Below are 11,968 nucleotides of genomic sequence, written 5' to 3'. Positions count from 1 at the left end.
GCTAGAGTTGGGCAGGTAACAGTTTATCGACAATTGGCGCTAAATACATCATGTGCGTCACAGTTTGACGAATATTAGGCGCAGTGATCAACATAGCGCCAAAAAGATTGCTCGCGCCGAAACAGCGATTTCTCTAAGTGTTGATGTGTCTTCTGCCCGAGCCGGTACTGGGCGATAAAAGTAACCGTGCCTTCTTGGTCAGACACGCCCCCCTTATGCCAGTCGAGAATCTCCAATCCTAACCACTCGCAACGGTTGGCCCACTGGTGAATTGCCTCCGGGGAGGTGCTGTGCCGGCTGGAGGTGCTCCAAGTCTGCCACAGATAATCGATGGCGCCATACACATGAGCGCTGTAGCGCGAGCGCATTAACTCCACCGCTGTGCTCGCAATTTGCCCCTGATAAATAAAGCGGGCACAGCACTGAGAGGCCGGTGCCATCGAGCCACAATAGCAGTTAATATCAGTGTTTAGTGGCATTTTTCACCTCTTTTGGGTATGTTGTGCGGCTGAATATTTTGCCAGTTGCTAAAGCATTGGCTTAACGTTGAGCGGGACTAACTGTCACCTGCCAAACCCTCTATTTATTGACCGTGTGTGAACCTACTAATGACCGATTTTGACGACATTCGCCCTTACCACGATGCCGAAGTTCGGCCCGCCTTAGACCGTATTTTGAACGATCCTGAGTTGGCCGATGCTGTTGCCAGACTCAAGTTTCCCCGCTTGGCGGGGCCTTTGGGTTTTATTATACGGCCAATGGTGTCGCGGGCAATGAAAAGGCAGCTGGCCTGTGTTGATACGGTGGATAAATTTCAGCAGGAGGTGGTTGAGAAATATCTGCGTCATATGATTGAAACCACCACCACAAAATTGACCACATCCGGGCTCGATCAGTTGGACTCCGACGGCGGCTATTTGTTTGTCAGTAATCACCGCGATATTGCCGTAGATCCGGCTTTTGTGAACTGGAGCATTTATTACGCCGGCTTTAAAACATTGCGCATCGCTATTGGTGACAATTTGTTGACGAAGCCTTATGTGTCGGACCTGATGCGATTGAATAAGAGTTTTATCGTCAATCGCTCTGCCAAGGCTCCACGGGAAAAACTCAAGGCGGCGAAAAAATTGTCGGCGTATATCCACCATTCTTTGACAGTGGATCGAGCCAATATATGGATTGCACAGCGTGAAGGGCGGGCCAAAGATGGCAAAGACCTGACCAACTCCGCTGTGATTGGGATGCTGACGTTGAACCGACCTAAAACCCAAGATTTCTCTGAATATGTTAGGTCTTTGAAAATCGTGCCGGTTTCTATCTCGTATGAGCAGGACCCCTGTGATAGCGCCAAAACCCACGAGCTCTATGCCCAGCGAACCACCGGCAGCTACGAGAAAGGCGATCAAGAAGACATTCAAAGTATTGCGAAAGGTATCGCCGGGCAAAAGGGCAATGTGCATGTTGCCTTTGGCACACCCTTGAGCGGCGAGTATGAAGATAACGTCGCGGTGGCCGCCGAGATCGACCGGCAAATCTGGAGCCAGTACGTGTTACATCCGAGCAATTGTTTTGCCTACGACGCGCTGGGCAATGAAGCTCGGTCACTGCCATACTCTGCCCAAGGGTTGCCATTCGAACCCGGTAATTTGCGTGAAGAGCGGGCCGCGTTTGATTTACATGTGGCTTCGATTCCCACCGAGCAGCGTGAAATCTTGCTGGAGATGTACGCCAATCCGGTTCACAGTAAATTAAATGCTCGACAAAATTAATGCTAACTGACGATATAAAACGCAACATCCAAGAGAGTTATTCGGCTTTCTTACAGTCGCGCGAGCTCGGCTCAAGGCACGGGCAAAAAATGATGATTGCTGAAATTGCTCGCACTCTGGGGTCGATTACCTCCGATGCCGAAGGCGTGCGCAACAGCGATGGTCATGTTTGCGTGGTGGAAGCGGGCACAGGCACGGGTAAGACTATCGCCTACCTATTGCCGAGTATTATTATCGCCAAAGCTCTGGGAAAAAAATTGGTGGTATCCACAGCCACCGTTGCTTTGCAAGAACAAATCATTCACAAAGACTTGCCCGAGTTAAAAAATCATTCAGACCTCTCGTTTAGTTTCGCCTTAGCAAAGGGGCGGGGGCGCTATTTGTGCCTGTCTAAGTTGGACAACTTAATGAGCGAGTTTGCCAGTACCGTCGATCCGACTCGTGCTCTCTACGAAGATGAACTGCCCAGTGTTGATGAGCAGGGCGTGCGTTTATACGAGTCGATGATGGACGCACTGGCTGCCAATAAATGGGATGGCGAACGCGACTCTTGGCCCAGTGCATTGGAGAGCGCCGATTGGCAGCGCGTCACCACCGATCACCGTCAATGCACCGGGCGGCGTTGTTCAAATGTCTCGGCCTGCAGTTTTTTTAAAGCGCGCGATGCATTGCACAATGCCGATTGCATTGTCACCAATCACGACTTGGTGTTGGCCGACTTGGCTCTGGGGGGCGGCGCTATTTTGCCCGATCCGGAAGAAACTATTTATGTGTTTGATGAGGGCCACCACCTGCCCGATAAAGCGCTCAATCATTTTGCCCACCACACGCGTATGCTCTCCACTAGTCGCTGGCTAGAGCAATGCAATAAAGGTTTGTCGACGGTGTTGGGGCAAATCGGTGGCGCGGGTAGGGTCGATCATTTTGCCGAGCAATTACCCGGTCAGTTTATCGAGTGTAAGCGTGAGCTGGATATGCTGTACCCGGCTTTAGATGAGCTGGTGCAGTCGGTGGCAGAGAGTAACCGCGATCGACGTTCGAACCATTATCGTTTTGACAATGGGGTAGTACCAGATGGTATCCAATCGCAGGCAGAGCAACTACACGCCAGTTTTGATCGTCTGAGTGATTTATTAAGTAAAATTAGCGCCGAAATTAATGAGGCGATGGAAGATGCCCACTGCCCGGTCCCTAAAGTGGATTTGGAAAATAATTATCCTGTGGTTGGCGCTTGGCAATCGCGTGCCGAAGCCAGCGCCGAACTCTGGTTGAGCTACGCCCGCACAGATAACGACGCCAGTGTGCCGCGCGCGCGCTGGCTGACATTGGTGGATTTTTCCGGCAACTACGATATTGAAGTTTGTTCGAGCCCCATTTTGGCGGCTCGTACTCTGGAATTTAGTTTGTGGAATCGAGCTTACGGGGCGGTCGTTACCTCGGCGACTTTGACCGCGCTGGGTAAGTTTGATCGTTTTAAAATGCGCGCCGGCACGCCAGATAACAGTCGCTATGCCGTGGTGCCCAGTCCCTTTGATTTTTCCCGAGGCGAGCTTATCGTGCCGCGCGATGCAGTGGACGCGGGTAACAGTGCCGCCCATACTCAATCGGTGATCGAACAGCTTCCTGTTGTGTTGGATCCGGCTGCAGGCTCCCTAGTGCTTTTTTCCTCGCGTCGTCAAATGCTCGACGTGTTCGATGCAATGCCCAGCGCATGGCAGGATAAAATTCAGGTGCAGGGCGAAGCCTCCAAGCAAGAGATGTTATCGGCCCATAAAAAACGTATCGACCGCGGCGAGGGTAGTGTCTTGTTTGGCCTGGCAAGTTTTGCCGAAGGCGTCGACTTGCCAGGTGATTACTGCGCCCATGTGGTTATTGCTAAGCTACCTTTTGCGGTGCCCGACGATCCAATCGAGGCCGCCGTATCGGAGTGGATTGAGTCTCGCGGTGGCAATGCGTTTATGCAAATCACCATTCCCGATGCGTCTTTAAAATTAATTCAAGCCTGCGGCCGACTACTGCGTACCGAAGGCGATGATGGCCGTATAACGTTGCTCGATCGTCGGGTTGTCACAAAACGTTACGGTAAGGCCATCTTAGATTCACTACCGCCTTTTGCACGCAAAATTGACGCCTAATGAATAGCACCGCCACACATCAAACTCTCGCAGTAGCGCTCGACGATCTTGAGGTCAGTTTGCGAGCCCTGCAATGGTGGCAAGAGCAATCGCCTCCGGCACAGGCTTTAGCCAGCACTCAACCCTTTGCGCTCGACACCTTAAGATTTCCCCAGTGGTTACAATTTTTGTTTATTCCGAAGTTAAAGGCTCTTGCAGATAACGCCAACCCACTGCCGGGAAACTGTAGCGTAGCGCCCATGGCAGAAGAGTATTGCCGGGCACAGGGTGTCTCAGCGCCGGCACTTGTCTCGCAATTGCAGATGATTGATCGGTTGTTGACACAATAATTTACAAACAACACCTTGAGGCAATGACGTGTAAGCGCTACCGTGAGATATAGCGGATTAATAGCAATAGGGCTTAGTGATGAAAGTACTCGGAATTTGGATCATGTGTGGCGGCTTATTTCTGGCCGGCTGCGCGACACCCCCCGCACCGGTATCCCACGATGGCTTACACTTAGTGCAAGATAAGGGCTGGGATCAGCTCTATGTTAAGCCGGATATTGATATCGCTGATTATCATGCCTTTGCTCTGCAACCGTGTACCGTTGCTTTTCGCGATAACTGGATGCGCTCGCAAAACTCGGGCCGTAATATTGGGGGGCAGAGGGTCAGCGAGCGTGATATGCAGGAGATACAAGAACGCTTGGCCGCCGTGTGCGATGAATACTTTGAAAAGTCGCTACGCCAAGAGCCCGCCTATCGTTTAGTGGCAGAAGGTGAAACACCCGAAGCTGCTCAATACGACACTCAAACTCAGGTGTTAGAGCTCAAGCCCGCGATTATCGATTTGGATATACACGCGCCTGATATCGATGGCGCCACTAAGGTGCGAAGCTACACCACAAGTTTTGGGGAAATGACATTATTGTTAGAAGCCTACGATGCTCGTAGCGGCGAAATAGTGGCTCGTATTGTCGATCGCAAAGTGGATCAAGACAGCTTGAATCACTTACAGTGGACCAACCGAGTGACCAATATGGCCGATGCCAAGCGTTATATGCGCAGTTGGACTCGCTCTTTGCGTAACCATTTGGATGCTTCGCGTTAACGGCGGGCTTTTGGTACTTGTAACCGGCGCAGTGGAATCAGCAATACCGAGCTAAGGGCAACGGATAACAACATAGTGTGGATCATGGGTTTCAAGCTGCCATCGTGCCAATGACTGGCCAACGCCCCCATAGCTGAGCCGAGAACAAACATCGCCACCAACTGAATGGCCGCGGCACTGCCTCCTTGTTGAGGGGTAAACATGGCCATAAAGCGCGCAGCACCGGCTGGGTTACTAATGCCTACGCAACTGACTATAAACACTATCAACGGAACGGCCAGAACCAGCGACAAAGCGTCGATGTAAACCAGCAATGCCAAAATCAAAACTGCCGCTGCCTGCGCCATCACCACCACACGAAAAATCTGCAGCGGATCAATAAACTTCAATAAACGCGCACTCAACCAGTTGGCTGCAATTAGACCAATAGCGTTGAGTCCAAACAGCAAAGAAAAAACTCCTTCACTGACCCCAAAATACGTCATATACGTAAACGAGGCGTGAGTGACAAATATCAATAACACCCCCGCGGCGCAGCCAATACTCAAAGCAAACACAGCGGCTAAAAAACGCCCTTGATGTCGGTGCAAAATGATAGCCGCGTACTGCTGAACAATACGCCCTAAAGAGAGAGCGGTTTTTTTGTGTTGCAAGGTTTCTGGGCTTACTCGCCACATAATGATTAAGAGCAGTAAGGCATAGATAACCTGAAAAATAAAAATGGCCTGCCAGCCCCAGTGAAGCAGCCCAGTACCCACTATTGGTGCGATGACCGGGGCGGTCATCATAACCATCATTACCGTAGCGAAACGACTGCCAATTTCTTCGGCCGGGTACACATCACGCACTTGCGCCATGGCGGTAATTGATGCAAATCCGCCACCGAAAGCCTGCAATAGGCGCAAGCTGTTAATCACCGAGGCCGATTCTGAGGCCGCAATAGCCGCACTGGTAACGATAAACAACCCAGTGCCAAATAAACACACAGGTTTGCGGCCTATTTGGTCGGAGATGGGGCCACCCAGTAACTGGCCAAAGGCAAACCCGACTAAAAAAGTACTGACCGACGCACTGAGTGTGGCGATAGAGACCCCGAGCTTGTCTGCCATGGTGGGCAGTGCGGGCAAGTATGCATCCATCGCCACCGGCCCCAAAGCGACTAATGCGCCGAGATACAGGAGAAAATAGCGGGGCAACGAGCGATTGGTCATGGGCGTAAGGCAGCACTAGCGGCGTAGAGTGAGTGGGCAAAATCAACGGCTCACTATACACAATTTATATGTGTTGGGAGGTCGCGAAAGGCAAGTATTTGTGAAATTTCCCGTGCCATCTGGCGCGTACTTTAGGTGTATATGGCCGTATATAACAAAATGGGCAGAGATCTGAATACCCGATCCAGCAGTAATTTATGCATTAAAAAATCTATTTATATGCTTACAGGGTTTAAAAAACGGGCGTGAGTCACGTTTTTCCGTGTTGGCTTTGAGTTGACGGGTGCTGCGTGGTACACCTTCTAACCAGCTTGACAACGTTGTCTCTGTTGTTGGGCTGAAATCTACCAATCCGCTGATAGGGCACGGGACTGACGATGGTATATCGATAGGGAGCAGACAAGCGGGGTTGAAACAACAATAAAACTTTGCCCGGGCGCGTGCGCACTGGGAGAGTACAGCGAGGAGATTAGAATGAAAAAGACATTATTGGCTGGAACCGGACTGCTTGGCGCGGTGATTTGCGCCAGTCCCGTTCAGGCGTACGATTGCTCCAGTTTATCCACTTGGGACGCGGCTACTGCTTATCTCGGAGGTGATCAGGTTGAAGACTCGGGTTTCGCTTACGAGGCAAAATGGTGGACTCGCGGTGATCAACCGGCACAGAGCTCGGGTGCGTGGGATGAGTGGCTCGGCTTAGGTGCTTGCGACGGCTCACCCGCAAGCAGCTCAAGTTCATCCAGCAGCTCCTCCCTGTCATCGAGCAGTAGCTCCTCCAGCTCTAGTAGCTCGCAGGCCCCGGTGGGGGATTGCTCTTCCCCGGTATACAGCGCCGGAAGTGCTTATTCGGTAGGTCAGCTGGTGCAAAATGCCGGTAGCGAATATCGCTGTGATATTAGCGGTTGGTGTTCATCCAGTGCCGACTGGGCCTATGCCCCGGGTACGGGTGCCCACTGGAGCGATGCCTGGACCGAGCAGCGCTCTTGCAGCGCGAATTCATCTAGTTCTAACAGTTCGTCGTCGAGCTCTAGTTCCAGTTCGTCCAGCTCTAGTCCAGGTGGCGGTTACAGCGGTAACTTCCCCGATCATGCTTTGGTCGGGTATTGGCATAACTTTATGAACGGTGCGGGCTGTCCAATTGCACTGTCAGAGATTCCGGATGCCTGGGATATTATCGATATCGCTTTTGCCGACAACGACCCGGCCAGCAATGGCACGGTGCACTTTAATCTGTTCGACGGCTCCGGTACTAGCTGTCCCGGTTTGGACGCAACTCAATTCAAACAGGATATGGCGGCCATGCAGGCCGAAGGAAAAATTTTCGTGCTGTCTCTGGGCGGCGCCGAGGGCACCATTACACTTAATACCGATTCGGATGAGGCGAACTTTGTGGCCAGCTTGACCGGCCTGATCAACGAGTGGGGGTTCGATGGTGTCGATATTGACCTGGAAAGTGGCTCGCAGCTGGTACACGGCTCGCAAATCCAAGCGCGCTTACCTGGGGCTCTGCGTCAGATTGATACCAATGTGGGCGGCATGGCGCTGACCATGGCACCGGAGCACCCATATGTGCAGGGTGGCTTGACCGCTTACTCCGGTGTTTGGGGAGCGTACTTACCTATCATTGACCAAACGCGCGACTTGCTGGACCTGCTGCATGTGCAGCTTTATAACAATGGTGGATTGCAAACGCCTTATGCTAATCAATCATACCCTGCCGGCTCGGTGGATATGATGGTGGCTTCGGCGCGGATGTTGATTGAAGGTTTCCAGACAGCCGGTTCTTTGTACTTTGAGGGGCTCGACCCGCAACAGGTGTCGTTGGGCTTGCCTTCCGGGTCTTCGTCAGCGGGTTCTGGTCTGGCCACCAATCAGGCCATTATCGATGCGCTCGATTGCATCACGGCTGGCACCGCTTGTGACTCGGTAAATGCGGGTGGGGTGTATCCGGACTTCAGCGGGGTGATGACCTGGTCGATTAACTGGGATATTCACGACGGTTATATCTTCTCTGGCCCAATTGGCGACAAGGTGCATAGCTTGCCTTAATCGCCGGGCTGATTCGATAGCGCAAACAAAATAGCGCAAACAAAAAAGGCGCCCCATTGCTGGGGCGCCTTTTTTACGTCTTGCCGGGCAACATATTACATTTGCTCTGAGACTTCGATGCCCAGCATATCTAAGCCGGTTTCCAGTGTGCGGCTAACCGCGTGGCAAATACGCAGACGGCTGGCGCGCATCGCCGGATCTACATCCGACTTAAGAATCGGGCAGGCCTCGTAAAAGCGCATAAACAAGCTGGCGACATCGTATAAGTAGGTGCAGAGCACATGGGGTAGGGCATCGTCGGCAACTTGCCCTAATACCTCGCCCAACTGCAACAACTTGATGGCGAGTGCTTTTTCTTGTTCTTGTGCAAGAACGATCTCGCCGCTGACCGCCACAGGTTCGATTTCTGCCTTGCGGAAAACACTGCGCACGCGGGTGTATGCGTACTGCAGGTAGGGCGCGGTATTGCCCTCAAAGCTCAGCATGGTGTCCCAGTTAAAGACATAATCGTTGGTGCGGGTTTTACACAAATCTGCGTATTTTACCGCGCCAATACCCACCTTGCGCGCGACATCGTCAGCATCAGCCAGGTCTGGGTTTTTATCGGTAATGACTTTCGCGGCGCGTTCAATAGCTTCGTCCAGCAGAGCGGCTAGTTTAACCGTGCCCCCCGAGCGGGTTTTAAACGGCTTGCCATCAGCACCCATCATGGTGCCAAAGGCGTGGTGCTCAAGGCTCACATGCTCGTCGACAAAGCCTGCCTTGCGCGCCAAGGTAAACACCTGCTGCATATGCAGAGACTGGCGGGCGTCAATAAAGTAGAGAATACGATCGGCGTGCAGCGTATTGGCGCGATAGCGAATAGCGGCTAAGTCGGTAGTGGCGTAGAGAAAACCACCGCCTTGCTTTTGCACAATCACCGGCGAGGGGTTGCCCTCTTTGTCGGCCAGTTCGGGCAGGAAAACCACTTGCGCGCCCTGATCTTCCTGACATAAGCCCTGTGCTTGCAGCTCGCTAACCAGCGGTGCTAAATCGTCATTGTAAAAGCTTTCACCGCACACATCCTCATCGCTTAACGTTACGTTGAGCTTGTTGTAAATGTCGGCGCTATGAGCGAGAGAAACACGCTTAAACGATTGCCACAACTCCAGTGTTTTGGCATCACCGGATTGCAGCCTTACTACATAGTCGCGCGCCTTATCGGCGAACGCCTGCTCGCGGTCGAAATGCGCTTTGGCCTGCTGATAAAACACTTCCAAATCCGATAGCGCCATACTGGCGCTGTCGCTATCGGCCATTTGTTCTTCGAGTTCGGCGATCAGCATGCCGAACTGAGTGCCCCAGTCGCCCACGTGGTTCTGCCTAATGACCTTATGACCCAGGCGGCTGAGGATGCGTACCAGTGCGTCGCCAATAATCGACGAGCGCAGGTGGCCGACGTGCATCTCTTTGGCAAGGTTGGGGGATGAGTAATCCACTACAACGGTTTGTGGTTCAGCGGCGGGGCGAATCGCCAGAGCCGGATCGCGCTCGGCGTTGCCCAGTTGTTCACTCAGCCAGGCCGGGTTGAGGTGAATGTTGATAAAACCCGGGCCTGCGATCTCTACTTTATCCGCGATTGAGCCGAGCTCAAGCTCGTCTGTGATCTTACCGGCCAGCTCGCGCGGATTGGTGCCGACTTTCTTGGCCGCAGCCATGGCGCCATTGGCCTGATAATCGCCAAAACCGGCTTTTTTGGCCGGCGCCACCATGGGTTGGCACTCGGCGGGAATGCCGGCTGCGTTCATAGCGGACTTTACTTTTTCGCTCAGAAGTTCACGGATGTTCATAGGGCTCAAACAGTCAGATTAGAAAACCGTGAATTGTAGCATGCCGAGGCAGGCAGAGCCTGTGCTCAAGAGAAAATTACCGGTTTATCATCCGCCATACACAGGTAATCTCTCTGAGCTACACTTTACCCGAGTGTTACAAACGATAGTCAGTGAAAGAGGAGTCGCTATGACAATGCCTTTTGAGGTGTCCGAACAGGTAAAGGCCAATATAATGGATGGCGTGTTGCGCTTGCAGCTTAACCGCCCACAACAGAAAAATGCCCTGTCGCTGGCCATGTATCAATCCCTGGCCAATGCGTTGCAGTGGGCGGCCACGAGCGATAATGTGCGTGTGGTGTGTTTGGCAGGCTCCGAGGACAGCTTCACCGCTGGTAATGATTTGGCTGATTTTCTTCGGGCTGGGCAAGGTGGGCCGCCCGTATTGTCGAAAGAGCATCCGGTTATACAATTTATGCACTCCCTGCGTCACTTGCCGCAGCCGATTGTGGCCGAGGTTAATGGTATGGCTATTGGTATCGGCACCACCTTGCTGCTGCATTGTGATTTTGTGTATGCAGCCGATGACGCTTATTTTCAGTTGCCGTTTGCCCGCCTGGGGCTGTGCCCCGAATTTGCTTCCAGTGCATTGTTGGTGCGCCGGGTAGGGGAGGCTCGGGCCAAGGAAATGCTGTTGTTGGGCGAGGCAATTAGCGCTGGGCAGGCGCTGGGTTACGGTCTGCTCAACGGCGTGTTCCCGCGCGAGCGTCTCGGCACCGAGGTGGACAGTGTGTGTCAGACTCTCGCCCTGCGCCCCCCGCAAGCACTGCGCCGCAGTAAAGCCCTGATTAACCAGGTGGTGGGCTGGCCGGTGGATCGAGTTATTGAACGTGAACTCGAAGTGTTTAGCGAGTGTCTAGGAGGCGAAGAAGCCCAATTGATTATCAAACAAGCGACAGAGGAAAAAACATGAATCTTAATGGCGATTTTTCGGGTAAAACCGTCTTGGTTGTGGGGGGTACCAGCGGTATTTGCCGCGCTGCAGCGGAGCGTTTTGCCGGGCTGGGGTGCAGTGTTTGCGTGATCAGCCGCTCGCAAGAAAAAATCGATGCCACTGTTGCCGCGTTGGCAGAGTTGGGCGCTCAGGACAGTTGTGGTTACAGCGTCGATGTGCGCAATGGTGAGGCTTTGCGCGAAGCGCTGCGACAATTGCACGCGCGCTGGGGCGCTTTGGATATTGTGGTTTCCGGTGCGGCGGGTAACTTCCCAGCGCTTGCCAGTAACCTGTCCGATAATGGTTTTGCTGCGGTGGTAGACATTGATCTAAAAGGCACCTTTCATGTGATGAGCGCGATCTACCCCTATTTGCGCAAACCCGGCGCCTCGGTCATTAATATTTCCGCGCCGCAAGCGCAGCTGGCGATGGCCGGGCAGGTGCATGTCTGTGCGGCTAAAGCTGGGGTGGATATGATTACCCGCACATTGTGTATTGAATGGGGCGCTGAGGGAGTGCGGGTGAATTCGGTGATTCCGGGCCCAGTAGAGGGAACCGAGGGCATGGAGCGCTTGGCTCCGGATGCAAAAATCCGAGGTAAAATTGCCGCTACCGTGCCATTACAGCGTTTGGGGCGAGGCCGTGATATTGCCGATGCCTGCGTCTTTTTAAGTTCAGATTTAGCCAGTTATATCAGCGGGGTGGTACTTCCTGTCGATGGAGGTTGGAGCTTGGGCGGAGCCGCCACTATTGGTACCGGCCTTGCGCAGATGTTGCAACAACAGCAGCAATAAAAGCATGTAGACACGGCATCTATTAGGCCCCAATTGCCCACAGGAATAACAAAGCCTAGGGGTTAATAACACAATGATCTACATGCCAAAAAAGCAGCTGCTATGCTTGTAGT

Annotated in this window: 10 protein-coding genes; 7 read left to right on the top strand and 3 right to left on the bottom strand. The window is 52.9% G+C overall.

Features of this window, described 5'->3' with window-relative positions:
• Nucleotides 1-74: 74 nt before the first annotated feature.
• Complete coding sequence (locus Q4563_RS09355) at nucleotides 75-479, bottom strand: YchJ family protein (RefSeq protein WP_303604348.1); 405 nt, start codon at nucleotides 477-479, stop codon at nucleotides 75-77.
• Between the two features lie 129 nt (nucleotides 480-608).
• Here Q4563_RS09355 and Q4563_RS09350 point away from each other — a divergent pair, with 129 nt between their 5' ends.
• From Q4563_RS09350 to Q4563_RS09335, 4 genes are all read left to right on the top strand, one after another.
• Nucleotides 609-1,769, top strand: coding sequence for a 1-acyl-sn-glycerol-3-phosphate acyltransferase (locus Q4563_RS09350; RefSeq protein WP_303604347.1), 1,161 nt, complete (start codon nucleotides 609-611; stop codon nucleotides 1,767-1,769).
• Nucleotides 1,769-3,904: an ATP-dependent DNA helicase DinG gene (gene dinG / locus Q4563_RS09345; protein ID WP_215975113.1), complete on the top strand. Its 2,136-nt coding sequence runs from the start codon at nucleotides 1,769-1,771 to the stop codon at nucleotides 3,902-3,904. Before Q4563_RS09350 ends, dinG begins: the two co-directional genes overlap by 1 nt.
• Entirely contained in the window at nucleotides 3,904-4,233 is a 330-nt protein-coding gene (locus Q4563_RS09340) for a YqcC family protein (protein ID WP_303604346.1), read from the top strand. The genes dinG and Q4563_RS09340 overlap by 1 nt, the downstream gene beginning before the upstream one ends.
• 79 nt (nucleotides 4,234-4,312) lie before the next feature.
• On the top strand, nucleotides 4,313-4,999 hold the full coding sequence (locus Q4563_RS09335) for a DUF3313 family protein (RefSeq protein ID WP_303604345.1): 687 nt from the start codon (nucleotides 4,313-4,315) through the stop codon (nucleotides 4,997-4,999).
• Here the strand turns inward: Q4563_RS09335 and Q4563_RS09330 are convergent.
• Complete coding sequence (locus Q4563_RS09330) at nucleotides 4,996-6,210, bottom strand: multidrug effflux MFS transporter (RefSeq protein WP_215975116.1); 1,215 nt, start codon at nucleotides 6,208-6,210, stop codon at nucleotides 4,996-4,998. The two genes, Q4563_RS09335 and Q4563_RS09330, sit on opposite strands and share 4 nt — an antisense overlap.
• Before the next feature lie 474 nt (nucleotides 6,211-6,684).
• On the opposite strand from Q4563_RS09330, the gene Q4563_RS09325 reads away from it, so the two are divergent.
• Complete coding sequence (locus tag Q4563_RS09325; RefSeq protein ID WP_303604344.1) at nucleotides 6,685-8,259, top strand: chitinase; 1,575 nt, start codon at nucleotides 6,685-6,687, stop codon at nucleotides 8,257-8,259.
• A 95-nt stretch (nucleotides 8,260-8,354) separates the two neighbouring features.
• On the opposite strand, the gene argS is transcribed toward Q4563_RS09325, so the two are convergent.
• Nucleotides 8,355-10,088, bottom strand: coding sequence for an arginine--tRNA ligase (gene argS / locus Q4563_RS09320; protein ID WP_303604343.1), 1,734 nt, complete (start codon nucleotides 10,086-10,088; stop codon nucleotides 8,355-8,357).
• 169 nt (nucleotides 10,089-10,257) lie between these two features.
• Here argS and Q4563_RS09315 point away from each other — a divergent pair, with 169 nt between their 5' ends.
• The gene (locus Q4563_RS09315; RefSeq protein ID WP_215975119.1) at nucleotides 10,258-11,040 is read left to right on the top strand and encodes an enoyl-CoA hydratase; all 783 of its coding nucleotides are present in this window, start codon (nucleotides 10,258-10,260) and stop codon (nucleotides 11,038-11,040) included.
• Entirely contained in the window at nucleotides 11,037-11,855 is an 819-nt protein-coding gene (locus Q4563_RS09310) for an SDR family oxidoreductase (protein ID WP_303604342.1), read from the top strand. The genes Q4563_RS09315 and Q4563_RS09310 overlap by 4 nt, the downstream gene beginning before the upstream one ends.
• Nucleotides 11,856-11,968 lie beyond the last annotated feature (113 nt).

The organism is Gilvimarinus sp. 1_MG-2023, from assembly GCF_030548285.1.
This window is presented reverse-complemented; position numbering and strand designations above follow the sequence as displayed.

Coding starts and splice junctions, on each gene's coding strand:
- Q4563_RS09355 (WP_303604348.1), bottom strand. CDS start 479: ATGCCACTAAACACTGATATTAACTGCTATTGTGGCTCGATGGCACCG.
- Q4563_RS09350 (WP_303604347.1), top strand. CDS start 609: ATGACCGATTTTGACGACATTCGCCCTTACCACGATGCCGAAGTTCGG.
- dinG (WP_215975113.1), top strand. CDS start 1,769: ATGCTAACTGACGATATAAAACGCAACATCCAAGAGAGTTATTCGGCT.
- Q4563_RS09340 (WP_303604346.1), top strand. CDS start 3,904: ATGAATAGCACCGCCACACATCAAACTCTCGCAGTAGCGCTCGACGAT.
- Q4563_RS09335 (WP_303604345.1), top strand. CDS start 4,313: ATGAAAGTACTCGGAATTTGGATCATGTGTGGCGGCTTATTTCTGGCC.
- Q4563_RS09330 (WP_215975116.1), bottom strand. CDS start 6,210: ATGACCAATCGCTCGTTGCCCCGCTATTTTCTCCTGTATCTCGGCGCA.
- Q4563_RS09325 (WP_303604344.1), top strand. CDS start 6,685: ATGAAAAAGACATTATTGGCTGGAACCGGACTGCTTGGCGCGGTGATT.
- argS (WP_303604343.1), bottom strand. CDS start 10,088: ATGAACATCCGTGAACTTCTGAGCGAAAAAGTAAAGTCCGCTATGAAC.
- Q4563_RS09315 (WP_215975119.1), top strand. CDS start 10,258: ATGACAATGCCTTTTGAGGTGTCCGAACAGGTAAAGGCCAATATAATG.
- Q4563_RS09310 (WP_303604342.1), top strand. CDS start 11,037: ATGAATCTTAATGGCGATTTTTCGGGTAAAACCGTCTTGGTTGTGGGG.